Source organism: Curtobacterium phoenicis (genome assembly GCF_047238015.1).
Classification (GTDB): domain Bacteria; phylum Actinomycetota; class Actinomycetes; order Actinomycetales; family Microbacteriaceae; genus Curtobacterium.
On sequence record NZ_JBDFLZ010000002.1, the window covers coordinates 3,170,686 to 3,194,653 of the forward strand.

General features: G+C 72.3%; 17 protein-coding genes and 1 tRNA gene. 7 read left to right on the forward strand and 11 right to left on the reverse strand.

What is annotated here, in order from left to right; all coding sequences use genetic code 11:
- Positions 1–4 precede the first annotated feature (4 nt).
- The gene (locus ABC270_RS15145; protein ID WP_412881552.1) at positions 5–1,099 is read left to right on the forward strand and encodes an alkene reductase; all 1,095 of its coding nucleotides are present in this window, start codon (positions 5–7) and stop codon (positions 1,097–1,099) included.
- A gap of 417 nt (positions 1,100–1,516) precedes the next feature.
- Here the strand turns inward: ABC270_RS15145 and ABC270_RS15150 are convergent.
- From ABC270_RS15150 to ABC270_RS15160, 3 genes are all read right to left on the reverse strand, one after another.
- Positions 1,517–1,589: transfer RNA gene (locus ABC270_RS15150), tRNA-Arg, on the reverse strand.
- 102 nt (positions 1,590–1,691) lie between these two features.
- On the reverse strand, positions 1,692–2,468 hold the full coding sequence (locus ABC270_RS15155; protein ID WP_412881553.1) for a dienelactone hydrolase family protein: 777 nt from the start codon (positions 2,466–2,468) through the stop codon (positions 1,692–1,694).
- A 190-nt stretch (positions 2,469–2,658) separates the two neighbouring features.
- Positions 2,659–4,083 (reverse strand): glucose-6-phosphate dehydrogenase, encoded by a 1,425-nt coding sequence (locus ABC270_RS15160; protein WP_412881554.1) that lies wholly within the window; start codon positions 4,081–4,083, stop codon positions 2,659–2,661.
- 138 nt (positions 4,084–4,221) lie between these two features.
- Here ABC270_RS15160 and ABC270_RS15165 point away from each other — a divergent pair, with 138 nt between their 5' ends.
- The 3 genes from ABC270_RS15165 (at position 4,222) to ABC270_RS15175 (ending at position 9,802) form a co-directional block, all read left to right on the forward strand.
- Positions 4,222–5,376, forward strand: coding sequence for a Gfo/Idh/MocA family protein (locus tag ABC270_RS15165; protein WP_412881555.1), 1,155 nt, complete (start codon positions 4,222–4,224; stop codon positions 5,374–5,376).
- Positions 5,377–5,517: 141 nt separating this feature from the next.
- Positions 5,518–7,332, forward strand: coding sequence for a thiamine pyrophosphate-requiring protein (locus ABC270_RS15170; protein ID WP_412881556.1), 1,815 nt, complete (start codon positions 5,518–5,520; stop codon positions 7,330–7,332).
- 136 nt (positions 7,333–7,468) lie between these two features.
- Positions 7,469–9,802, forward strand: coding sequence for a bifunctional metallophosphatase/5'-nucleotidase (locus ABC270_RS15175; protein WP_412881557.1), 2,334 nt, complete (start codon positions 7,469–7,471; stop codon positions 9,800–9,802).
- A 244-nt stretch (positions 9,803–10,046) separates the two neighbouring features.
- Here ABC270_RS15175 and efeB read toward each other — a convergent pair whose 3' ends face one another.
- Genes efeB through efeU form a run of 3 tightly spaced genes read right to left on the reverse strand, consistent with a single transcriptional unit; the run spans position 10,047 to position 14,213 of the window.
- Positions 10,047–11,405: an iron uptake transporter deferrochelatase/peroxidase subunit gene (gene efeB / locus ABC270_RS15180; protein WP_412881558.1), complete on the reverse strand. Its 1,359-nt coding sequence runs from the start codon at positions 11,403–11,405 to the stop codon at positions 10,047–10,049.
- Positions 11,402–12,628, reverse strand: a complete 1,227-nt coding sequence (efeO, locus tag ABC270_RS15185; RefSeq protein WP_412881559.1) for an iron uptake system protein EfeO — start codon at positions 12,626–12,628, stop codon at positions 11,402–11,404. The genes efeB and efeO overlap by 4 nt, the downstream gene beginning before the upstream one ends.
- Positions 12,615–14,213 carry an iron uptake transporter permease EfeU gene (efeU, locus tag ABC270_RS15190; RefSeq protein WP_412881560.1) on the reverse strand — a complete coding sequence of 533 codons (1,599 nt, stop codon included), beginning with the start codon at positions 14,211–14,213 and terminating at the stop codon, positions 12,615–12,617. The genes efeO and efeU overlap by 14 nt, the downstream gene beginning before the upstream one ends.
- 69 nt (positions 14,214–14,282) lie before the next feature.
- Here efeU and ABC270_RS15195 point away from each other — a divergent pair, with 69 nt between their 5' ends.
- Together ABC270_RS15195 and ABC270_RS15200 are read left to right on the forward strand one after the other, a co-directional pair.
- The gene (locus tag ABC270_RS15195; RefSeq protein ID WP_412881561.1) at positions 14,283–15,074 is read left to right on the forward strand and encodes a trimeric intracellular cation channel family protein; all 792 of its coding nucleotides are present in this window, start codon (positions 14,283–14,285) and stop codon (positions 15,072–15,074) included.
- Between the two features lie 309 nt (positions 15,075–15,383).
- Positions 15,384–15,986, forward strand: a complete 603-nt coding sequence (locus tag ABC270_RS15200) for a TetR/AcrR family transcriptional regulator (protein WP_412881562.1) — start codon at positions 15,384–15,386, stop codon at positions 15,984–15,986.
- A 100-nt stretch (positions 15,987–16,086) separates the two neighbouring features.
- Here the strand turns inward: ABC270_RS15200 and ABC270_RS15205 are convergent, their stop codons facing one another.
- The 5 genes from ABC270_RS15205 to ABC270_RS15225 form a co-directional block, all read right to left on the reverse strand.
- On the reverse strand, positions 16,087–18,444 hold the full coding sequence (locus tag ABC270_RS15205; RefSeq protein ID WP_412881563.1) for a transglutaminaseTgpA domain-containing protein: 2,358 nt from the start codon (positions 18,442–18,444) through the stop codon (positions 16,087–16,089).
- The gene (locus ABC270_RS15210) at positions 18,441–19,625 is read right to left on the reverse strand and encodes a DUF58 domain-containing protein (RefSeq protein WP_412881564.1); all 1,185 of its coding nucleotides are present in this window, start codon (positions 19,623–19,625) and stop codon (positions 18,441–18,443) included. Before ABC270_RS15210 ends, ABC270_RS15205 begins: the two co-directional genes overlap by 4 nt.
- Positions 19,626–19,771: 146 nt before the next feature.
- On the reverse strand, positions 19,772–20,764 hold the full coding sequence (locus tag ABC270_RS15215; protein ID WP_412881565.1) for an AAA family ATPase: 993 nt from the start codon (positions 20,762–20,764) through the stop codon (positions 19,772–19,774).
- Between the two features lie 181 nt (positions 20,765–20,945).
- Complete coding sequence (locus ABC270_RS15220) at positions 20,946–21,953, reverse strand: glycosyl hydrolase family 18 protein (protein WP_412881566.1); 1,008 nt, start codon at positions 21,951–21,953, stop codon at positions 20,946–20,948.
- 65 nt (positions 21,954–22,018) lie between these two features.
- A complete protein-coding gene (locus tag ABC270_RS15225; RefSeq protein ID WP_412881567.1) occupies positions 22,019–22,468 on the reverse strand; it encodes a MarR family winged helix-turn-helix transcriptional regulator in 450 nt (149 codons plus the stop codon).
- A 121-nt stretch (positions 22,469–22,589) separates the two neighbouring features.
- Between ABC270_RS15225 and ABC270_RS15230 the strand changes: the two genes are divergently transcribed.
- A complete protein-coding gene (locus tag ABC270_RS15230; RefSeq protein ID WP_412881568.1) occupies positions 22,590–23,786 on the forward strand; it encodes an MFS transporter in 1,197 nt (398 codons plus the stop codon).
- The last annotated feature ends 182 nt before the right edge of the window (positions 23,787–23,968 follow it).

Here is a 23,968-nt window from a genome sequence, read left to right on the forward strand (position 1 = left end):
ACACGTGAAGCTCTTCGAACCCGCCGACTTCGGCGCACTGCACCTCCGCAACCGGATCGTCATGGCACCGCTCACGCGCACCCGCGCCGGCGCCCAGGGCATCCCGAACGACCTGCTCGTCGAGCACTACCGCCAGCGGGCGGGCATGGGGATGATCATCACCGAGGGCACCTGGCCCGTCCAGGAGGGCCGCTCCTACCCCGGCCAGCCCGGCATCGAGACCGACGAGCAGATCGCCGGTTGGCGCCGCGTGACCGACGCCGTGCACGCAGAGGGCGGCACCATCGTCATGCAGCTCATGCACGGCGGCCGCGTCTCGCACACGTCGATCTCCGAGACGCCGCGCATCGTCGGCCCGAGCGCGATCGCCGCCCCCGGTCAGACGCACCTCGCCGACGGCACCAAGGCGGACATGCCCGTCCCGCACGAGCTGACCACGGACGAGGTCCGCGAGGCCGTCCAGGGCTTCGTGCAGGCCGCTCGCAACGCGATCGCTGCCGGGCTCGACGGCGTCGAGGTCCACGGCGCGAACGGCTACCTCGTGCACGAGTTCCTCTCCCCCGTGTCGAACACCCGCACCGACGAGTACGGCGGCTCCCCCGAGAACCGCGCGCGCTTCGCCGTCGAGGTCACCACCGCCATCGCCGAGGCGATCGGCGCCGACCGTGTCGGCATCCGTCTCTCGCCGCAGCACAACATCCAGGGCGTGCTCGAAGAGGACGACGCCGACGTCCTCGCGACGTACACCGCAGTGGCGGAGGGCCTGGCACCACTCGGGCTCGCGTTCATCGACGTGCTGCAGGCCGACCTGACGTCGGACCTCGTGCAGACCATCCGCCGGACCGCCGACGCGCCGTTCATCGCGAACTCGGGCTTCTCGTCGGTGACCACCCGTGACGAGGCGATCGCCCTGCTCGACTCCGAGCACGTCGACGCCGTTGCCGTCGGCCGTCCGGCGATCGCGAACCCGGACCTCGCGCTCCGCTGGGAGCAGGACGAGGAGCTCAACGAGCCGCGCCCGGAGCTGTTCTACGGTGCGACGGCCGAGGGGTACACGGACTACCCGACGCTCGCCGAGTCGCGCGTGCAGGTCGCGTAGTCGACGCGACCCTGCGACGAACGGGCGCGCCCCGCTCAGCGGCAACGCGAAGAGTTGCGCGGGCGCGCTGACCGCGCCTGACGGGAGGCACGGTGCCAGCTGGCACCGTGCCTCCCGTCCGTCTCGGGGTGCGGGCGCCTGCTTGGCACTCCGGTGCACACCGTTGCAGAACGACGCTGCCGCTGTCGTGCGACAGCGGCAGCGTCGTTGCTTGCACGCGCGAGCTGGTCGCCCGCGCAACGAGCAACTCCGCCGTCGTCGTTCGACAGCGACGGTGTCGTTCCACAGTGGTCGAGGCGACGACCGCAAGCACGGTGGACAGACGGCAGCCGCGGCGACGAGAGCGGCGCCCGGGAACAGAAGACGCCCCCGGTTCCGACGGAACCGGGGGCGTCATCCCTGCTGTCTCAAACAGTGTGCGCTCGAAGGGACTCGAACCCCCAACCTTCTGATCCGTAGTCAGATGCTCTATCCATTGAGCTACGAGCGCGTGGCGTTTGCGGCCGTGGAAGACTCTACAACAGGTGCGGGCCACGCGCCAATCGAGGGCCTCCGAGCCGACCGCACGGCGTGTCGCGCCGACGCCGGAAGCTCAGGCTTCTTCGTCGAAGACCTCACCGAGGAACGTCTGGAGCGCCTGCCACGAGCGACGGTCCGCGGTCGCCTGGTACTGCGCGCCGTGGTCCGGCGCGTCGGTACCGGGGACGGCGAACGCGTGCATCGCACCCGAGTACGTCACGACCTGCCAGTCGACCTCCGGGGCCGAGCGCATCTCGTCCTGCCACTCGTGCACCTTCTCGTCGGGCACCATCGGGTCGGCGCCACCGGTGAGCACGAGGAGCTTCGCCCGGATCTGGTGCGCGTCGGACGGCTCGTGGGTGATCAGACCGCCGTGGAACGACACCGCACCGACGAGGTCCGCCCCGGTTCGTGCGAGTTCGAGCGCCGTGGAGCCGCCGAAGCAGTACCCCATGACGACGATCCGGGTGTGGTCCACGTCCGGGTCCTGGCGGAGCTGCTCGAACCCGGCGAGCGCACGGGCGCGGAGCAGCGGGAGGTCCTGGTAGTACGAGCCGGCGACCTGGCCGGCGGTGTCGTCGCCCGGCCGCACGTCGGCGCCGTAGATGTCGGCGCCGAACGCGACGTACCCGAGGCGCGCGAGCATCGTCACCCGGGCCTGCACGTGCTCGTTGACGCCGTGCCAGTCGTGCACGACGAGGACGGCGGGGCGAGGGCCGGCGATGGCGTGGTCCTTCGCGAGCACGCCCTCGAGGACGGTGCCCTCGTGGTCGTAGCGCACGGTCTCGACGCGCACGTCGGCGCCGGCGGGGTCGGGGACGGTCTGCAGGATGTCGTCGATGGTGGTCACGAGCCGACGCTACGCTGCCGGATCGCCGGCCGCCGCCCGGCAGCCCCGCCACCCGGGCGCCGCCGACCGGCAGTCGCCGACCGGCACTCGCCCACCGGCGGCCGACCCGCCACCGGCCCCGGGTGACCGGACGACGGACGGGAGGCACGTGGCGGCGCCGCCACGTACCTCCCGTCCGGTGATCAGCCGCTCAGGCCTCGATGTTGTCCCAGCCGTCCGGCCCCTCGGAGCCAGCGGCGTAGTCGTCGAGCGGCGTCTTCCCGTCGCGCCAGGCCTGGAGGAACGGCTCGACGACCCTCCACCCCTGCACGGCGCTGTCCCCGCGGACGGAGAGCGTGGCGTCACCCTCGAGGACGCCGGCGAGCACCTCGCCGTACGCGCTCAGGCGACCGGGGTTGAAGGTCACCGACAACGCCGTGTGGTCGATCGTGTACGGGTCGCCCGGTCCGTTCACGTTGAGCTCGAGCTGCATCTCGTCCGGGGCGATCCAGATGCGGAGCCGGTCGGGCCGCTCGGCACCGGTCAGCCCGTTCGGCACGTGCGGCGAGTCCTTGAAGGTGATGACGATCTCGCGGCGCTGCTGCCCGAGCGCCTTGCCCGAGCGGAGGGTGATCGGGACGCCGGCCCAGCGCCAGTTCGCGACCTCGAGCGTCAGCTGCGCGAGCGTCTCGGTGCCGAGCGAGGGGTCGACACCGTCCTCGTCGACGTAGCTCGGGAGCTCGCGGTCGCCGATCGTCCCCGCCGTGTAGCGCGCTCGCTTGCCCGCGGCGACGACGTCACCGCCCCAGGGTCGGACCGCGCGCAGGACGAGTTCCTTCTGCGTGCGGAGGTCGTCGGCGTCGATCGACGCGGGGGCTTCCATGGCGACGACGGCCATCACCTGGAGCAGGTGGCTCTGGATCATGTCGACGAGCGCGCCGGCCTTGTCGTAGTAGCGGGCGCGTCCTTCGAGCCCGAGCGTCTCGTCGTAGACGATGTCGATGCGCTCGACGTGCTGGGAGGACAGCAGCGGCTCGACGATGCGGTTCGCGAAGCGCAGACCGAGCAGGTTGAGCACGGTGGAGCGGCCGAGGAAGTGGTCGACCCGGTGGATCCGCTCCTCCGGCAGGAACCCGTGCAGGACGTCGTTGAGGTGCTCGGCGCTCGCGGCGTCGGTGCCGAACGGCTTCTCGAGGGCGAAGCGGATCCCCTTCGGCAGGTCGAGCCCGGCGAGGACCTCGCAGCTCTTCTCGGTGACGGCGGGCGGCAGCGCGAAGTACACCGCCGGGTCGTGAAGGCAGTCGGCGAGCAGGGCCTGCAGGTCGTCGGCACTGGTGACGTCGGACTTGCGGTAGCTCGACGCGTCGACGACGTCCCGGAGCCGCCCGCTCAACCGCTCGGAGCCGTCGTGGGCGCCCTCGTCCTCCTCGTTCTTGGAGGCCTGCGCGTTCTCGAACGCGTCGTGCACGAGACGCTTCCACTCGTCGTCCGACAGGTCCTCCGTGCCGGCTCCGACGAGCTGCACGTCCCAGTCCTCCTTCACCTCCAGCAGGGTGGCGAGGCCGGGGAGCAGCAGCCGCTTGGAGAGGTCGCCGCTGGCACCGAGGATGAGCAGGGTGGTCTGGAGGCTCGACATGCCCCAGACCGTACTCACGAGTCCTGCGGGCGGCCGGGTCCTGGCCGGTCCGACCGGAGCACGCGGCGCGCACGCCGCTGCTGGTCGTGCGTCCGGCCGCGCCGCTACGGTGGGGGCAGTCCGGCGCGAGGGAGCACCATGAGCAGTGAGCACGACGGGCGACGCCTCCGCGTCGCGGTGATCGGCACGGGCATGATCGCGGGCGTCCACGTCCGCGCGGCGGCGGCCGCGGGCGCCGAGGTCCTCGGGGTCCTCGGGCGCACCCCGGACCGGTCCGCCCAGGTCGCCGAGCAGCTCGGGCTCCCCCGCGGCTACGGATCACTCGACGAGGTGATCGCGGACGCACCCGACGTCGTGCACGTGTGCACCCCGAACGGCCAGCACCACCCGCAGTCCCTCGCCGTCATCCGCGCGGGGATCCACGTCGTGTGCGAGAAGCCCCTCGCGCTCGACCCCGGGCAGGCCGATGAGCTCGTGGACGCGGCCGCGGCGGCCGGGGTCGTCGCGACCGTGCCGTTCGTGTACCGCTACCACCCGGTCGTGCGGGAGATCCGCGCCCGTGTGGCCGACGGGGAACTCGGTCGACTGCTCGCCGTGCACGGCCACTACCTGCAGGACTGGATGCTCGACGAGGACGCCTCCTCGTGGCGGGTCGACCCGTCGTCGAGCGGTGCTTCACGGGCCTTCGCCGACATCGGCTCGCACTGGTGCGACCTCGTCGAGTTCGTCACCGGCCAACGGTTCGTCGAGGTCTCCGCCGCCACCGACGTCGTCTACCCGACCCGTCCGGCGGCGTCCGGCCCGTCGTTCTCCGGCTCCCCCGACCCCGACCCGGTGGCCGACGCCAGCCAGCGCGCCGACGTGACGACGGAGGACACCGCGGTCGCGACGTTCCGCACCGAGGCCGGCCGCATCGGCAACGTCGTCATCTCACAGGTGTCGGCGGGCCGGAAGAACCGGCTCTGGTTCGAGGTCGACGGCACCCTCGGCTCGGCGGCGTTCGACCAGGAGCAGCCCGAGTCGGCATGGTTCGGGACCGAGCGCGGCGCGCAGATCGTCATGCGCGACCCGACGCAGGGCACCCCGGACCAGCGCCGGCTGGCGGTCGTGCCCGCCGGGCACCCGCAGGGGTACCTCGACGCGTTCACGGCGTTCGTGTCGGACACCTACGACGCCGTGCGTGGCGGATCCCCCGAGGGCCTCCCCACCTTCGCGGACGGCGCGCGCGCCGCCGCGATCATCGCCGCGGTCCTCGAGAGCGCGCGTGACCGCGCCTGGCACGCGATCGCCTGAGCGTCGCGCGGTGTGCTGAGCGTCGCGCCACGCGGAGCGCCCCGCGTCGGACCGGAGGCCCGGATCCCGTGACCGACGTCGGTCGCGTGATCCGCGCCTCCAGTCTGAACGCGTACAGCCTGCGGGATGCACGCTGGTCGCATGGCAACCACCGTGAGCGACTTCGTCATCGACCGCATCAAGGCCTGGGGCGTCTCCCGGGTGTTCGGTTACCCGGGCGACGGCATCGGCGCGTTCGACGGGGCCCTCGGGAAGGCGGACGGCAGCGAGCGGGCGCTCGAGTACGTCCGGCCGACGCACGAGGAGATCGCCGCGCTGATGGCGACCGCCCACGCGAAGTTCACGGGCGAGGTCGGGGTGTGCGTCGCCACGTCGAGCCCGGGCGCGTTCCACATGCTCAACGGGCTGTACGACGCGCAGATGGACAACCAGCCGGTCGTCGCGATCGTCGGGCAGCAGGGACTCGCGTCCATCGGCTCGTTCACGCAGCAGGAGTCGAACCTCGAGCGGGTGTTCGCGGACGTCGCGTGCTACGTCGAGACCGTCGCCTCGCCGGACGCCGCCGGGGTGGTGATCGACACGGCCTTCCGCACCGCGATGCTCCGGAAGCAGCCCGCGGTGGTGGTCCTCCCGCACGACGTGCAGGCGATGGCGTGGGAGGAGCCCGCCGCCGAGCACTGGGTGTCCCGGTCCAGCGACGTGCCCGCTTCGACCCGCATCGCCCCGTCGGCCGAGGACGTCCGTCACTTCGCGGAGATCCTGAACGCCGGGAAGAAGGTCACCTTCCTGGTCGGAGCCGGCGCCCGCGGCGCGACCGACCAGGTGCTCGCGGCGGCGGAGAAGACCGGCGCCGGCATCATCACGGCCCTCCGCGGCAAGGACGTCGTGCCGTCGGACGTGCCGTACCACACGCAGCAGGTCGGGCTCCTCGGGTCGCGGCCGAGCCTCACGCAGATCAAGGAGTGCGACACGATCGTGCTCCTCGGGACGAACTACCCCTACGGCGAGTACCTGCCGAAGAGCGGGCAGGCCCGGGGCGTGCAGGTCGACATCAAGCCAGAGCAGCTGGGCCTCCGCTACCCGACCGAGCTCAACCTGTGGGGCGACGTCGGTGCCACGCTCGACGCCGTGCTGCCGCTCCTCGAGCAGACCACGGACCACTCGTGGCAGGAGCAGCTCGCCGACGAGATGCGCGAGTGGGAGGCCGAGATGGCCCGCCAGGCGGAGGTCTCCTACAGCGACGGCGTCAACCCGCGCCGGGTGATCGCGGCGGTCAACGAACGGCTGCCCGAGGGGGTGACCGTCACCTGCGACGCGGGCACCACGGCCGACTGGTACGGGCACCACATCCGGCTCCGCCGAGGCATGCACGGGGACATGTCCGGCCGGCTCGCGACCATGCTCGCCGCGATGCCGTACGCCGTCACGGCGAAGTTCGCGTTCCCGGACGCGCCGGCCGTGTGCACCATCGGCGACGGCGCGTTCCAGATGCTCGGCATGAACGAGCTCATCACCGTGAAGAAGTACATGGCGAACTGGCCGAACCAGCAGCTCGTCATCGTGATCATGCACAACGACGACCTCGGACAGGTCTCGTGGGAGATGCGCACCGAGGACGGCAACCCGATGTGGCGCGGCTCGCAGGACGTCGAGACGATGGACTACGCCGGGTACGCCGAACTCCTCGGGTTCACGGGCATCGCCGTGCACGACGACGCCGAGGTCGAGGCGGCCGTCGAACGGGCGTTCGCGAACCCGGGCGTGACCGTGATCGACGCCTACGTCAGCCGCAGTGTGCCGCCGCTCCCGCCGCACATCACCGCGGAGTACGCGATCAACACCGCGAAGAGCCTGCTCAAGGGCGACCCGGTCGAGCTCGACGTCGTGAAGGACTCGGCGAAGGCGATGGCGGCGGAGGCGGTCGAGCGGGTGAAGGGCGCGCTGGGTCGCGACTGAGTCGCGAGGGCCGTGCCGCGACGCGCTGCGAGCGTTGCGCTGCGCCGCACCACAGGTGTTGCTCGTGTGAACATCGTGTGACGCGTTCGGGGGTCGTCTGGCGTGTTGCCTGTGCGTTCTCCTAGCTTCGTCGCCGATGAACACTTCCCACCACTCCCGAACGCGTCGTGGGCGCCTGGTCACGGGCGCTGCGCTCGCGACCGCCGGTGTCCTCGTCGCGCTGTCCGTGCCGTCGGTCGCCAGCGCCGCCGAGGGCGACACCACGATCGACATCGTCGACATCAACGACTTCCACGGCCGCATCGAGTCCGAGGGCACGACCGCCGACAAGGCTGCCGGCGCCGCGCGGCTCGCGAACGTCGTGCAGGCGTACCGCGAGGCGAACCCGAACACGATCTTCACGAGCGCCGGGGACAACGTCGGCGCCTCGACCTTCACGTCGCTGATCCAGCAGGACACACCGACCATCGAGGCGCTGAACGCCATGGGTCTGGACGTCAGCGCGATCGGCAACCACGAGCTCGACAAGGGGCAGACCGACTTCACGGACCGCATCGAGAAGTCGGCCAGGTGGCAGTACGTCTCGGCCAACATCGTGGAGGAGGGCACGACCACGCCCGCCTTCGAGCCCTTCAAGGTCATCGACAAGAACGGGGTCAAGGTCGGCTTCATCGGGGCGACCACGGAGGACCTCATCCCCGGCCTCGTCAGCCCCGGTGGTGTCGAAGGGCTCGCGATGGCGCCGATCGTCAGCCAGGTGAACCGGTACGCCGAGCAGCTCACGGACGGTGACGCGGACAACGGCGAGGCGGACGTCCTCGTGCTCCTCGTCCACGAAGGCGCGGCATCGAGCAGCATCGCCGACGCGACCGGCAGCAGCAAGTTCGCCCAGATCGTCAAGGGTGTCGACGAGCGCGTCTCGGCCATCGTCTCCGCACACACGCACTTCTCGTACGACCACGAGGTCGCCGGTCCGACCGGCGAGCTGCGGCCCGTCATCCAGACCGGGTCCTACGGCATGAACTACGGGCACCTGCGACTCACGGTCGACAGCGCGAAGAAACTGACGAGCATCACCGCCGACGTGAAGCCCGTCAACACCGACCCACTCGTCCCGTCGAACACGCAGCCGGCGCAGGACGTCGCGAAGATCGTCGCGGACGCGAAGGCGGTCGCGGACGTCGAGGGCGCGAAGCCGCTCGGGAAGGTGACCGGGGACCTGCGGCGCGCCGTGCAGTCCGACCGCTCCTCCGAGAACCGTGGTGGCGAGTCCGCGCTCGGCAACAACATCGCCGAGGTGCAGCGGGCCGCGACCGAGCGCAACGGGTCGCAGGTCGCGTTCATGAACCCCGGCGGGCTGCGGACCGACATCCTGTACCGGTCCAGCGGCGCGAACGATCCCGATGGTGTCGTGACGTACAAGGAAGCCGCCCTCGTGCAGCCCTTCGCCAACACGCTCGTCACCGAGGACATGACCGGCCAGCAGATCAAGGACGCGCTCGAGCAGCAGTGGCAGCCCGACGGGGCCGACCGGCCGTTCCTCAAGCTCGGCGTCTCGAACGGCTTCGCGTACACCTACGACCCGTCGAAGGGTCGCGGCGAGCGCATCACGTCGATGACCTTGAACGGGAAGCCGATCGCGCTCACCGACACCCTCAAGGTCACGGTCAACTCGTTCCTCTCGACCGGCGGTGACAAGTTCTCCGCCTTCACGACGGGTACGAACATCGCGGACTCCGGGCAGGTCGACCTCCAGGCCCAGGTCGACTACTTCCGAGCGAACCCCCTGGTCACACCGCCGACGGACCAGCGCGCCGTCGGGGTCACCACCACCCCGACGCCCGCCGGGGGCTTCCAGCCCGGCGACGAGGTCACGGTGCGGCTGTCCTCCCTGGTCTTCTCGTCCGACGACCCCGCGGCGGCGGGCTCGGTCTCGATCAGCGCCGCCGGTCGGGAGCTCGCCTCGTCCGCGATCGATCCGACGATCGAGGACAAGACCGACGAGCAAGGCAAGGCCACGCTCACGTTCCGCGTTCCGGACGGCGCAGACGAAGAGGCAGGGGTGGCACGTGCCGCCCTGACGACGCGGGCAGCCGCCACCACCGACGAGCCGCTCGTCGTGGAGCTGCCGAACGGCCAGACGATCACCCTCGCCGTGACCATCCCGGTCGCCGCTGAGACCCAGGACCCGGGTACCGACCCGTCCGACCCCGCCGACCCGGGCACGACGCCCGGTGCGGGGACCGGTGGCGACGTCGACGGCGGTGCGGGCACGGGTGTCGACACGGACGGTGACGGCACGGTCGACGTGGTCGTCCCGGACCAGGCCGGCGGCGAGCTCGCCTTCACCGGCGCGGACCTCACCGGGCCGGCAGTCGCGGCCGGGCTGCTGCTCCTCGCGGGCATCAGCGGCCTGGTGGTCGCCCGCCGGAAGCGCGCACAGCGCGCCGAGGCGGTCACGACCGACTGACGCGACCAGAGCACGGACCGGAGGCGCGGTGTCGGCTGGCACCGCGCCTCCAGTCCGCCATCCAGTCCGTTCAGGTCCCTGTCCCTGCGGGGCGGAGCAGCGTATCCTCGGCCGTGTCGCACAGCGACGCGTCGCGCCGGGTCATCTCTCATCCGCCGGCGGTGGTTCCGCTCGGTGCGGACTCCGCGGCGCGGGTGCTCTCCGTCTCCAGGGAAACGACGGAGGGCACCCACCACCCGGACCGTCAGCGGAAGAGCTGCTCCGCGATGTACGAACCCTTCCGCGGCGCCGGCGGGACCGCGAAGACGCCGGACCCGATGTGCGAGACGTACTCGTTCAACCGGTCCGACGCGCCGAGCTTCCGCTGCAACCGCGTGAAGTGCTCCGGGTCGTCCGTGTACGCAGCGAAGAGCAGCCCGGCGTCGAGCTGGCCGTACTGGTTGAGGCCGTCGGTGTAGTTGTACCCGCGTCGGTGGATCTTCACGCCACCGTTCGCCTCGTGCGCCGCGAGCGCGATGTGCGAGCGGACGTCGATCTTCGTCGTGCCGTCACCGTGTGCCGCACGGAAGTCGGGCGTGGTGTGCTCGGAGCCGCCGGAGAGCGGGGCGCCCTCGATCTTCGTCCGGCCGAAGACGCGCTGCTGGTCGCTGACGTTGTCGGCGTCCCACGTCTCGAGGTTCATCCGGATCTTCCGGACGACCTGGTACGTGCCGCCGCGCATCCAGTCGGCGCCGTCGCCCGGGTCGTCGACCCACACGAAGCGGCTGAACTCCTCGTCGGTGGACACGTTCCGCGTGCCGTCCTTGAACCCCATGAGGTTCCGCGGCGTGGACTGCGCGGGGCCGGCGGACGCGCGTCCGAAGCCGAGGACCGTCCAGCGGACGGTCGCGGTCCCGCGGGCGATCCGGGCGAGGTCGCGGACGGCGTGGTACGCGACCTGCGGGTCGTCCGCGCACGCCTGGAGCGAGAGGTCCCCGCCGGTCAGCTGCTCGTCGAGGTTGTCGCTCGGGAGGGTCGGGATCGCCGCCAGGTGCGCCGGTCGCTTGTCGGCGAGGCCGAACCGCTCGTCGAACACGCCGGGGCCGAGGCCCACCGTGACCGTGAGGGACGCGGGGCCGAGGTCGAGGGCCTCCCCCGTGTCCGCGCCGACGCCGTTCCCGTGCGCGGGCTCGACGCTGCCGACGGTCTTCCCGGCCTGCAGCTGCGCGATCGCCGCCGACCAGCGGGCGAGCAGCACCTGCAGGTCGGTCGTCACCGACGTGGACAGGTCGAACGTCATGAACACGCAGTGCCGCTGCGGGACGGTGCGGATGCCGCCCTGGGGCTGCCCGGCGGCCGTCGCGTAGAAGGGGTGCTGCTGGGAGAGGTCGATCGACTCGTCGCCGTTCGCGACGGCGGCGAATGGGTTCACACCCGTCGCAGCCGTGGCGCCCGCGACGCCGACCGCGGCGCCGACGCCGGCGCCGGCCGCGGCGAGGCCGGCCCCGAACAGCCCCCGGCGGGAGACGCCGGTCCGGTGCGGGGCTGACCCACCCTGCTCGTGGTGAGCGGTCCCGCCGTGCTCGTGCTGGGCGGGCGCGCCGTATCCGTGCTCGCTCGTCACGCGGTGGCGACCTTCTCGGCCAGCCGGGACAGCGGGTCCTGCAGCGCCTGGACCTGCTGCGAGATCGCGTTCGCGTCGTCGCGCTTGAGGTCGCCCGTCCATGCCTCGAAGCCACCGAGACCGTCGGCGTCGCGGTAGCCGTCCATGAGCGCGTTCGTCGCGTCGAACTGCGCGGCGATCTGCTTCGTCAGCGTCGGATCGGTCTTCGTGAGCCCGGGCTTGAGGTACGCGAAGGCCTGTCGGGCGCCCTCGACGTTCGCGGCGAGGTCGACGAGGTCGATGTGGCTGTAGGCCTCCTCCTCGCCGGTGATCTTGTTCGACTGGACCTCCTCGAGGAGGCCCGCCGCGCCGTTCGCGAGGTCCTCGGGCTTGTAGTCCAGCGTCGGGACGAGCTTCGCGAGCAGCTGCACGTTCTCGGTCAGCGCCGCGGCGGTCTTCTTCGTCGACGCGGTGATCGCACCGCCCTCGAACAGGTCCTTCTCGACGGCGTGGAAGCCGCTCCACCCGACGGACTGGTCGAGGTTCGAGGCCCGCATGTCGATGAGGTAGTCGAGGTTGCCGGCGTTGTCGGTCGCCTTGTAGCCCTTCTTGACGAAGCCGTCGACGTCGCTCTCGATGTGCTCGTAGAACGGCCGGGCGTTCGCGTAGTCGGTCTTCGCGGCGGCGAGGTCGCCCTTGTCGACGTCGGCCTGCAGCTGCTCGACGGCCGCGACCATGTCGGTGACCTGGCCGTCGACGTACGTCGCGTAGCCCTTCGTGCCGTCGGCGAGCAGGGTCGCAGCACTGCTGTTCGCGGTGTTCGCGACCTTGCCGGTCACCGTGAAGTCGGTGAGTTCGGTCGCCGCACCGGGGCAGTACACCTGGTACTTCCCGCCGGTGAGCGTCGCGGTGAAGTGCACCGGGTCGAGTCCGGGCGCGAGGTTCTCCTTCTCGCCGAGGATCCGCTGGTCCTGGAGGAGCTCGACCTCGGTGATCGCCGTCGACGACTCGTTCTTCACCGTGAAGGTGACCGGTCCGGCCGGCACCTTCGTCGTGGACACGGCGCAGGCGTCGGAGCCGTCGTTCGTCAGCGTGACGGTCACACGCGCCACCTTGCCGGACGCGGCCGGGTCGCTCGACGCGGAGGACGAACCGGACGCGCAGCCGGTCAGGGCGAGCGCGGTCACGGCACCGAGGGCGCCGAGGGTGATCAGGGGACGGACGGTGGTCTTACCGAGCGGCATACGCGGGGCTCCTCGTGGGGTCGTCGGCGGGCGGGCCGCGCGACGCGGTGGTGTCGGGGTCGGGCGCAGGGGTGGCTGTGGGGCGACGGCGGTCGCGGAGCGCGAGCAGCAGCTGCGCCGCGGCGGCGATGCCGAGCGCGAGGGGCAGCCAGGCCGCCCAGAGCTGCAGTTCCGCACCACGCGCGACGGCGGACGCCGCGGTGGCCGCAGCACGCTGGGCGACGGCGTCGGGGACGCTCCAGACGTCGCGGTCGAGCGTCGTGGTGCGAGCGGACGGGAGGCCCCCACCGCTCAGCGTCAGCACGTCGCGTTCCGAGGCGCTCGCGTCCAGGACGCCGCCGGCTGCGGTCCAGAGGGTGGTGGTCCGCTTCGTGGCCCACGCCGCGGTGAACGGGCCGGGGTTGGTGGACGGGGAGATGCCGACCGGGATGCGGCCGAACAGGCCGACGAGGTCGTCGAGCGTCAGGCTGCTCGGCTGTTCGGAGGCGGCGCCGGTGTCGACCACCTGCCAGCGGTCCGCGGCCACACCGCCGCGGGTGACCCGGCGGTGCGTCGACGCGGGAAGCGCGACCTCCGCCTGGGAGCCGTTGCCGGTGGTGCGGAGCTCGCCGGTCGTCCCGTGCACGACGGCGGTGAGGCGCGTCTGGTCACCGTCGAGTCGGACGGTGTCGGACAGGCGCGGGGCGGAGGCAGCGACGGCCGGGACACCGACGACCAGTCCGACCGCGGCGACCGCCAGGCCTCCCGCCACGACGGTGCGGACGAACGGGACGCGTGCCGGGGTGGGGCGCCATGCCCGGGGCCAGAGGGACAGCGCGAGCACCGGGACGAGGTAGAGCACCCAGCCGAGCACCTCGATGACGCGGGGGTCCGGCGGGATCCCCAGCACGCCGGTGACGAGGGCGCCCTGGACGGAGCCGTTCGGTGCGAGCCAGGACAGGTCGACGGTGCGCTGCTGACCGATGACGATCCAGCCGGCCTCGTGCGCGTGACGGATCGCGGTGAGGACGAGCCCGGCCGCGACGAAGACGAGGAACACGCCGGTGCCGGTGAAGAACCGCGACAGGTTCAACCGGACGCCGCCCGTGTAGATCCCGTAGCCGATGAGGACCGCCGCGGCGATGCCGATCACCGCGCCGAGGGCCGCCGAGCCGGTGTCGCTCGACGCCTGGAACGTGGCGAGCAGGAACACCGCGGTCTCGAAGCCCTCCTTGAGGACGGCGAGGAAGGCCATGCCGGCGAGCGCCCACGCCGTGCCGCGACCGAGCGCAGCCGTGGCGCTGGCCTCGAGGTCCTTGCCGAGCGACCGCGCGTGCGACCGCATCCACACGATCATGCCGGTGACGAAGACGACCGCGACGACGCCGATGATCGTCTCCATGCCCTCCTGCTCGGCCTGCGGCAGCGCCTGCTCGACGAGCTGGAGCCCGAAGCCGACCGCGACGCTCAGGAGCACGGCCGTTCCGACGCCGAGCCACATCGGCACGAGGGGGACGCGGTTGCGACGCAGGAACGCGGCGATGATGCCGACGATGAGCGTTGCTTCGAGGCCTTCGCGGAGGCCGATGACGAGTGTGGCGAGCATGGCGTAGGTGAGGCTAACCTAACCCGGGTACGGCTCGCCACTCCTGCCGCGTGGGGTTTGATGGTTCTCATGAACCTGCTGACCGCGGAGGGCCTGGCATCGGTCACGAACGTGCTCGACCTCGCCGGTGTCTTCGCGTCGGCGCTGCTCGGCGGTTCGATCGCCCGGACGATGGACTTCGACCTGTTCGGGTTCCTCGTCGTCGGGTTCGTCTCGGGCCTCGGCGGCGGCATCCTGCGCGACACCCTGCTGCAGAACGGTCCCCCGGTCGCGCTCGTCGACCCGCTCTACGTGCCAGTCGCGATCGCCGGGGCGCTCGTGGCGTTCTTCGTGTCGTTCTCCGAGGTGACGTGGGACCGCCTCTTCACGATCCTCGACGCGGCCGTCATCGGCATCTGGTCCGTCGTCGGTGTGCAGCGGACCTTCGACGCGGGGCTCGGCTGGCCCGCCGCGATCATCATGGGCACGATCACCGCGGTCGGGGGCGGTGCCATGCGCGACCTGCTGCTCCGTCGGGTCCCCGCGGTCTTCGGTGGGAACGCCCTGTACGCCACCGTCGCGGTCGCCGCCTCAGCCGTGATGGTCGTCGCGTCCTTCCTCGGATCCCCCTCGATCGGGATCGTCGCGGCGATCGTGCTGTCCCTCGCGCTGCGGTACGGCGCGGTCCGGCGCGGCTGGGGACTGCCGAACGGTCGCGACTGGCAGCCACAGTCCACCCTCGGCTCCCTGCTCCGCCGCGGCCGCAGCCTCCGGGTCGTGCGTCCGGACGCCCTGCGACTCCTCCGCCGACCGGGTCGACGTTCGGGCGTCGGCAGCGTGCACGAGCACCACGACCCGGATGCGGAGAGCCAGGACACGTAACGGACTACCGCCGCGAGGGCGCGCGGGCGTAGCATCGAGACCGCCGGGTATCGAAACCGGCGCACGTGGCACGAGCACCGACGCGACCCGAACGCGGCGGTTCACGAGCAGCGTGACGAGGGGGCTTCGCTGATGCCGCGCGGGATCAGACGCGCGGCGCGGCAGGTCTCCGTGGACCGCGGCACGTCCGCGCGGCGTGGCCGTGTGAGCGGGTGTTCGCGGACCCACCAGAATGGTCGCGACCACCACCACACGCTCCACGATCGTCGACCCGACGACGAGCGCGGGGCACCGTCGAACCAGGATCAGATGAGCGACGACGCTTCCCCCACTTCGCGAACCCCTCGGGCAGAGGTCCGAGAACGACTGCTGACCGCGGGCGCCGAGGTCTTCGCCGAGCAGGGCGTGCACGAATCACGACTCGACGACGTCGCCGCGCGTGCGGGGTTCAGCAAGGGTGCCGTCTACTCGAACTTCAGCTCGAAGGAAGACCTCGTCGCGCAGGTGATGCAGCGCGCCACGAACCTCGTGCTCGGGTCACTGCAGGAACTCGTGCACGCTGACATCGCGTCGGTGCAGATCGGCGACGTCGTCCGGCAGGCGTTCGGCCGCCACGACCAGAGTGCGCAATTCGCCCTGCTGTCGGAGTTCCGCGGCTACGCCACGCGCCACCCGGAGCTCATGCCCGAGTTCGTGGCGCAACGTCGCAGCCTGCAGGACGGCGTGCAGGAACTCGTCGACCTGTGGTTCGGCGCACACCCGGAGATCGACCCGGGCATCCCCCTCGACACCTTCGCGACGGCGCTCGTCGCGGCGAACGTCGGCCTCGTGTTCGACGCGCCCGCCCTGCCCGGGGTCGATCCCGGCGAGGTCGTCGCGGCGCTCGTCGAAGCCGTCGTCCGCCCGCGCTGACGGCACGTCCGCGGCGACCGAACGCGCACGCACCCTCGCACGGTGCGAGGCCACGCCGAGCCGACCAGGCCCCTCGACCAGGCCCGGCAGTGTGCCGCAGCTACGCCGGGCTGCGGCCCGTCCGACGTCCCTCGTGGGACCACGCCGACGAGGGCACCAGGCTGGGCGGCAGCACGCGCGACCGGACCCGACGTCCAGCGGACACCGACGCGTCCAGCGCAGCACGGGCCTCCCGGACGGCACGGTCGAGCGCGTCACGGTCGGAGGCCGCTGCGCCGACCGCTCCGAACCGTTCGTGGTCGACGGCGTCGACCACCCGCTCGAGCGCCGGGACGACGCTCGACGGCAGCGCGTCACGCAACCGTCCGAGCACCGCGCGGGCGGTCCGGGCGGCGGCCGCCGCGTCACCCGGTGGTGCCGAGCCCGGCGCGTAGCCGTGGTCGGCCACGTCGTCGAGCACCTCGCGCCAGGCGGCAGCGGCCGGCGAACGCCCCGATCGGATCGCGGTCAGGCGCGACCGCCGGCGGAGTGCGCGCACCACGCCGGGTGCGAGCAGGAGCGCTGCGGTGAGGACGACGCCCGCCGCGAGGCCGAGCACGCCCTTCCCGCCGCCGGTGTTCGCCGTGGCGGCAGCTCCCGGCGCGGTCGAGGCGGACGGGGTGGCCGACGGCTCGGTCTCGGCGGGCGCGGAACGGTCCGGCGCCGGGAGCGGCGTGTCGGGCGTCCCCGGCGTCGCGGATGCGGAGGGCTCCGTCGAGGGCTGCGCGGCCTCGTCGGAGTCGGGCGTCGGCTCGAACGCGACCCACCCGGCGCCCTGGATGTACAGCTCCGGCCAGGAGTGCAGCTGCCGGTTCGAGACCGTGTACTCGCCGTCGGCCTGGTCGGTGCCGGCGCGGTAGCCGACCGCGATGCGGGACGGGATCCCGAGCGTGCGGGCCATGACCGCCATCGCGGACGAGAAGTGCACGCAGTACCCCTCCCGCACCCGGAGGAAGGTGTCGATGACGTCCATGCTGTCGCCGTCGTAGCCCTGCTCGACCGGGGCGGTCTCGGAGTAGGTGAAGAGGTCGCTCCGGAACCACTGCTCGAGCGCCCGCGCTTCCTCGTAGTCGTTGCCGGCCCCCGCCGCGACGCGTGCCGCCGTGGACGCGATGTCCTTCGGGAGGTCCTTCGGGAGCGTCAGGTCGGTCCGGAGCTGCGCTTCGGACGGTCGGGCGAAGCCCCGTCCGTCCGCGCGGGCGAGCCCGCCCGTCCGGGCGAACGCGTCGAGGTACGCGTTGGCGAAGGTCGAGGCGCCGTACACCTCGTAGGTGGCACCGCGCGGCGTGGCGGGGCCGGTGGACCGCAGCGTGTTCGACTGCCCCATCCAGCGCCACTGCTGCAGGTCGAGGTTGGTCGAGCGTGCCTGGACGGACACCGCACCCGACGGCACGGGCAGGTAGTTGCTCGACAGCCCGGTGATCCGGATCGTGACGTCACCGCGGGTGGAGAGCCGCGGGTTCACCCCGACGGCCCACTGCTGCTGGTCGGCCGTCTCTGACTGGCTCGCGTCGGTGACCGTCGGTACCCAGTCGCCGCTGCCGAACTCGTCGAGGTCCGCGAGCTTGAGGTACTCCGGTTGGCCGTCCGACGACCGGTACCGGAAGACCTCGAGCGCGTTCGGCCGACGGAGGTCCTGTCCGAGGTTGAGCAGCGTGCCGGGGCGACCGGGTTGGATCGGCGACTGGATCGCGCCCGTGACGCCCGAGAGCCAGCTCGCGTTCAGCGGGATCACGGACGGCAGACCGATCGCGACGACGAGGCCGATCGCCCCGACGACGGCCGCGGGCAGCGCACGTTGGACGGGCCGGACCGACAGCCACAGGATCGCGAGGAACGCCACGGCCGTGAGCACCACGAGCACGGGCGATGCGGGCGTGCCGGTGATGATGCCGGGCACGATGAGGATCACGAGCGCCGGCGTCGCGGCCAGGGCAGCCGTCGGTGCCACGGCGGCGAGGAACAGCGACACCGCGGCGACCCAGGCGATCGCGACGACCACGACGAGCCGGATGGCGTCGGTCTGCGGCAGCGGGGCGGGGTTCAGCCGGATGGCGGCCATCGTCTGCCCGAGTGCGCCGTCCCGGTCGAGCCACCCGAGGGGTTGCACGTCGTTCACGAGTGCCGCGGCGCAGGAGCACGCGATCACGGCGGCGACGAGTGCGACGAACCGGATGCCGGGTGCGCGTCGACGCACGGCGAGGACCACCGCGACGAGGACCGCCGCGACGACCACGCCACCGACCCACCAGGCGATCCCCTGCACGAGCGGGCGCAGCGCGAGCGCGGCGATCAGGACGGGCACGGGCGCGAGGACGGTGATCCACGCGCTCGGGGTGTCACGCTGCTCGTCCGGTCGGTCGAGGATCTCGTGCACGTCGGCTCCGCCCCGACGCGCGGGCGCCTGTGTCCCGGTCACCGGATGCTCCCGGGAGCGGAGGCACCGGCCACCGGTACGACGAGCGTCCGCCAGCCGCCGCGGTCGAGGATGCCACGAACGACCGGCTCCGGCGGCACGATGGTCGCGAGGATCCCCCGGCTCGACCCGATGGTGGCGGAGACGAGTTCGGCGGCCTGCTCGGCGGTGCACCGGCCGGTGACGACCGCCGTCATGCCGTGGACGTCGCGGCCCCGGACGTCCGGCAGCACCTCGGTCACGTCGCGGGCGTCGGACCGCACCTGCACGTCGGCGAGGCCCACGAGAACGTCGGTGAGGCCGCCGGCGTCCCCCGCGTGTCGGGTGACGCCGTCCGGGTCGTCGCTCACGAGGACGACGCGGGAGGTCCGGGCGGCGAGTGCTCGGGCGACGCTCGCGGCGACGACGACCGCGTGCTCGAACGCGGCGTCGCCGCCGAGGTCGGACAGTTCGGCGAGGTCGTCGCGGCCGAGCGCCTGGTAGGACTCCCGTCGGACGTCGAGTGCGATCACGGCCTCGGGTGGTTGCGCCTGCGTGGTCTGCCGGACGTGGAGTTCGCCGCGCCGGGCGCTCTGCCCCCAGTGCACGCGGCGGATCGGGTCGCCCGGTCGGTACGGGCGGAGCTCGCTGTCGTCGGCGGAACCGCCCTGGCCGACCCGGCCCTCGTCCGCGGACACCGCACCGGCGAGGGCACCGGTGTCGATGGCGGTGAGCGGCGTCGATGCGGGGACCACGACCACCTCTTCGGCGCGGACCACCGGTCGGTCGATGCGCAGGAGTCCGAACGGGTCCTCGACGCGGATGGTGACCGGGCCGACGAGGCCGCGCCCGCGGTGCATCGCCAGCGCCTCGACGTCGAGCACGGCCGGCGGGGTCCGGGGTCCGACGGTCGCGTACGTCTCGGCGTCGGACACGCTCGCGAAGACGTCGTCGAGTCGCTCCCGGACGAGCAGGGTGGACCGCGGCCCGAACCCCAGGGAGGTGCCCTGGAGGGTGACGCGCTCGCGGTACACCTCGCCGACCTGGACGATGGCCCGCGCGGCACTGCGGCGCCCCCGGAGCGGTGCCGCCACGACGAAGGCCATCACGGTGCCGAGAACGAGGAGGACGAGCAGCAGCAGCCCCGCGGAGACCGCGACGCTCGTGCTCCCGACGAGCCCGCCCCCGACGAGACCGATGCCCACCGCGAGCAGCGTCCACCCGCGGACGGTCGGGCGCGGGAACGGGGTCCGACGCGCGAGCGCCAGACCTCGCCGCCCGTACCGCGCGGCGACCGAACGCGCCGCGCCGGCTCGCCGGGCGAGCGATGAGGGGGCCGCGGGCGACGACATCAGGACCGGACGGGCGTGGCGGTGAACGGCACGCTGGTGTCCGAGACGATACGGACGACGATGTCGCGCACGGTGTCGTCGCCGGATCCGCCGAGCCCGCGGGCGACGGGCACCAGGCGGTGGGCGAGCACGATCGGCGCGAGTGCGGCGACGTCGTCCGGCGTGACGAAGGGCCGGCCGAGGAGCGCGGCGTGCGCGCGGGAGGCCTGCGCGAGGTGGAGGGTGGCCCGGGGGCTCGCTCCGAGGACGAGGTCCGGGTGGTGGCGGGTCGCGCGGACGATCGCCACGATGTAGGCCTCGACGTCCGGCGAGACGTGGACCTCGCGCACGGCGGCGATCATGCCGCGCAGCGTCGCGACGTCGACGATCGGCCGGAGGGCGGCGAGGGGGTCGCGGCCCCCGCGGTTCGCGAGCATCTGCCGTTCGGCGTCGAGGCTCGGGTACCCCATCGCGATGCGCGCGGTGAAGCGGTCACGCTGGGCCTCCGGGAGCGGGTAGGTGCCCTCCATGTCGATCGGGTTCTGGGTCGCGACGATCATGAACGGCGACTCGAGCGGCCGCGTCACGCCGTCGACGGTGACCTGCGCCTCCGCCATGGCCTCGAGCAGGGCCGACTGCGTCTTCGGGCTGGTCCGGTTGATCTCGTCGCCGATGACCACGTTCGCGAAGACCGGGCCGGGCGAGAACCGGAAGGTGCCCGACGACTGGTCGAAGACGTTCACGCCGGTGACGTCCGAGGGGAGCATGTCCGAGGTGAACTGGATGCGGTTGACGGACCCGCCGACCGAGGCACCGAGCGCCTTGGCGAGCACCGTCTTGCCGACGCCCGGGACGTCCTCGACGAGGAGGTGCCCCTCGGCGAGCATCACCGTCAGCGCTGTCCGGATCGCGTCGGTCTTGCCGTCGACGACGGTCGAGACGGCCGCGACGATCGCGGCGCCCGCATCGCGGACGTGCTCGAGCGGGACGGCTGGGGCGGTCGGTTCCGGCACGCAGGCCTCCTCGGCTCGGGACAGGTGTCGTGCATGCTACAACGGCCCGGTGACAGGTACCGGAGGATGCGTCACCGACGTGACCCACCGCCGGCGGACGGTGCCGCGGGCGGACGGGAGGCAGGGCACGAGCCCGCCCCGCGCCTCCAGTCCGCTCCGTGGTCGCGCTGCGACCGCCGTGTCAGTCCCTCGGGAGCGCCTCGAGGTCCAGCGACCAGAGGGCGACGCCGTGCAGGTGCAACTTCGTCGCGAGTGCGGTCCGCGCGCGGTAGGAGCGCGCGTCCGACCAGTGCAGGCGCGTGCCGTCGCGGAGCTCAGCAGACCACTCCCCGTCGCGCGTGGACCACTCCGCGCTCTTCCCGGCGAGCGCCACGGCACGGGCAGGTGACACCTGTTCGCCGTCGTGCTCCCCGCCCCACACGTACCCGTACCCGGCGATCCCGAGGTCGATGTCGCTCCGTGGCACCCCCTCGGCCTCGGCAGCGCGGATGACCCGCTGCGCCCACGGCAGCGCCCCGATGCTCCCGGCTCCGCTCCAGGGCCCGTGCTGGTCGTACGTCATGAGCACGACACGGTCCACGTGCCGCGCGAGTCGACGGAGGTCGTAGCCGGTGTCGCGGTACCCGTCGGCGCTCGTCGACGCCATGACCGCGATCGCGACCTGCCCGTTGCGACCCAGGCGGTCGTGCACAGCGTCGGACAGCGCCGCGGCGAAGGCCACGAGCCCCGGACGATCCCGAGCCCGGAGCGATTCGAGGTCGATCTGCACGCCCCGCATGCCGAGGCCCTGCGCGCGTCGGGCGAGGTCGGCGGCGACGGCGGCACGACGATCCGCGTGCGACAGCAGCGCGGTACCGATCCGTGGCGAGAAGTCGCCGAGGTCCGACGAGAAGTTGCTCACCAGGAGCTCGGGTGCCGAACCCGCGCGGGTGGCGGTGCGGGCGAGGCTCGCCGTGCCCTCCGGGGGATCGAGCACGGTCGCACCGTCCTCAGCCAGGGTCACCCCGTCGATCCCGATCGTCGTCGCACGGGTCCCGGCAGCGGTCACGCGGGCGGCGGCGCCGGCTCCGGGCTCGACGTAGCCCTCGACGGCCAGACGACCGGCAGCAGCACTCGGGCCCGTCGAGCAGCTCGCGAGCAACGACCCGGCCAGCAGCACCGCGACCACGGTGACGGTTCGACGCACCATGCGATCACCGTAGCCCGCGGGGCAGGGCCGACCCGCGCCTCCCGGCCGGAGCAGCAACCGCTTCCTCAGACGCGCGCGCCCTCGAGGCGGTCGACCGACGCCGCCAGTTCCTCGAGTTCGGGGACCTCGCGCGCTTCGGCGAGCGCCTCCTCGAGCGCGGCGGCGTGCAGCGGCGTCGCCTCGTCGAGGAGCACCTGGCCGGCGTGGGTGAGCTCCGTGTAGAGGCCACGTCGGTCGTCGGCGCAGAGCACGCGGGTCAGGAGCGCGCGGTCCTCGAGCCGGTTCACGAGCCGCGTCGTGGCACTCGGGCTCAGCGCGGCGGCGCGGGCGAGCTGCTGCATCCGCATGTGGAAGCCGTCCTGTCGCCGCAGGGCATCGAGCACGGTGTACTCGACCACGGACAGGTCGACGGCCTTGAGTGCTCGCTCGAGTCGGGTCTCGATGAGGCCGTGCAGGGCGGCGAGGGTGCGCCAACCGTGCGCGCGGACAGCGGTGGACGTGTCGTCGACACTCATCGGGACCTCCGGGCACACGTGTTTGCTTGCGCGGATACCCAGCGTGTGCAACTATCGATACCCCGCGTCTGCAACAACCAGCGTACGCGGGGTCAGCACGCTGCACAACGGAAGGACCACCATGCCCGCGGGACTCATCGCTCTCGCCCTCGGCGGGTTCGGGATCGGACTCACCGAGTTCGTCATCACCGGACTCCTGCCGGAGGTCGCCGCCGACTACGGGGTGACCGAGACCACCGCCGGGTGGCTCGTCACCGGGTACGCCCTCGCGGTCATCGTCGGGGCGCTCGGTCTCACCGCCGCGACCACCCGACTCCCCCGGAAGCAGGTGCTCCTCGGGCTGCTCGTGCTCTTCGTGATCGGCAACACGCTGTCCGCGGCGGCGCCGACCTACGGCGTGATGATGGCCGGTCGGGTGGTCGCCGCACTCTGCCACGGCGCGTTCTTCGGCATCGGCTCCGTCGTGGCGTCGAACATGGTGGCACGGGAGCGCCGCGCGTCCGCCGTGGCCCTGATGTTCACCGGCCTCACCGCGTCGAACGTCCTCGGCGTGCCCTTCGGGACCTTCCTCGGCCAGGCACTCGGCTGGCGGGCGACGTTCTGGACGATCGCAGCCATCGGGGTCGTCGCACTCGTCGGGGTCCTCGTGCTCGTGCCGGCCGTCCGGCAGCGCGAGCAGCCCTCGCTCGTCCGCGAGCTCGGCGCCTTCCGGTCCGGGCAGGTGTGGCTGTCGCTCGGCATCACGGTGCTCGGCTACGGCGGGATGTTCGGCGCCTTCACCTACATCGCGTACACACTCACCGCAGTCAGCGAGTTCGCCGCGTCCACCGTCCCGTGGCTGCTCGTGGTGTTCGGCGTCGGACTCTTCGTCGGGAACTTCGTCGGCGGGAAGCTCGCCGCGCGCTCGATCGACGGCACGCTCATCGTCGTCCTGTCCGCGCTGACGGTCGTGCTCGCGGTGTTCGCCCTCGTCGCGACCTCGCCCGCGCTGACCGTCGTGTCCCTCGTGCTCATGGGGGCGTTCGGGTTCGCCACCGTGCCCGCCCTGCAGACGCGGGTCATGCACCATGCGGACCACGCGCCGACCCTGGCGAGCGGGGCGAACATCGCGGCGTTCAACCTCGGGAACGCGCTCGGCGCGTGGATCGGCGGTCTGACGATCGCTGCGGGACTCGGCTACACGTCGCCGATCTGGGCCGGTGCCGGCATCACGGTGGCGTCCGTCGCGCTGACCGTTGTCGCGGCCGCGGCGGGTCGTCGCTCGCGCCGTGGAGCTCCGGCGAGCTCGACGGGGACCGGCTCGGTGGCGACCGCGTAGCGGCACGGCGGCGACGGCGGGGCTCGGGCACCCCGGCGTCGACGGCTCGGGTCAGGCGCCCGGCGTCGACCGCGAAAGCGACATCGAACTGACATCCGGTGGCGGTTCGAAGTCGCGTTCACGGTGCAAAGCCACCTACGGCGGCCACTCCCGGCGGCGACCCGGGAACCACGAGAGCCCCG

Coding starts and splice junctions, on each gene's coding strand:
- efeO (WP_412881559.1), bottom strand. CDS start 12,628: ATGCCGCTCGGTAAGACCACCGTCCGTCCCCTGATCACCCTCGGCGCC.
- ABC270_RS15170 (WP_412881556.1), top strand. CDS start 5,518: ATGGCAACCACCGTGAGCGACTTCGTCATCGACCGCATCAAGGCCTGG.
- efeU (WP_412881560.1), bottom strand. CDS start 14,213: ATGCTCGCCACACTCGTCATCGGCCTCCGCGAAGGCCTCGAAGCAACG.
- ABC270_RS15175 (WP_412881557.1), top strand. CDS start 7,469: ATGAACACTTCCCACCACTCCCGAACGCGTCGTGGGCGCCTGGTCACG.
- ABC270_RS15165 (WP_412881555.1), top strand. CDS start 4,222: ATGAGCAGTGAGCACGACGGGCGACGCCTCCGCGTCGCGGTGATCGGC.
- ABC270_RS15220 (WP_412881566.1), bottom strand. CDS start 21,953: ATGGTGCGTCGAACCGTCACCGTGGTCGCGGTGCTGCTGGCCGGGTCG.
- ABC270_RS15230 (WP_412881568.1), top strand. CDS start 22,590: ATGCCCGCGGGACTCATCGCTCTCGCCCTCGGCGGGTTCGGGATCGGA.
- ABC270_RS15225 (WP_412881567.1), bottom strand. CDS start 22,468: ATGAGTGTCGACGACACGTCCACCGCTGTCCGCGCGCACGGTTGGCGC.
- ABC270_RS15195 (WP_412881561.1), top strand. CDS start 14,283: ATGAACCTGCTGACCGCGGAGGGCCTGGCATCGGTCACGAACGTGCTC.
- ABC270_RS15160 (WP_412881554.1), bottom strand. CDS start 4,083: ATGTCGAGCCTCCAGACCACCCTGCTCATCCTCGGTGCCAGCGGCGAC.
- ABC270_RS15200 (WP_412881562.1), top strand. CDS start 15,384: ATGAGCGACGACGCTTCCCCCACTTCGCGAACCCCTCGGGCAGAGGTC.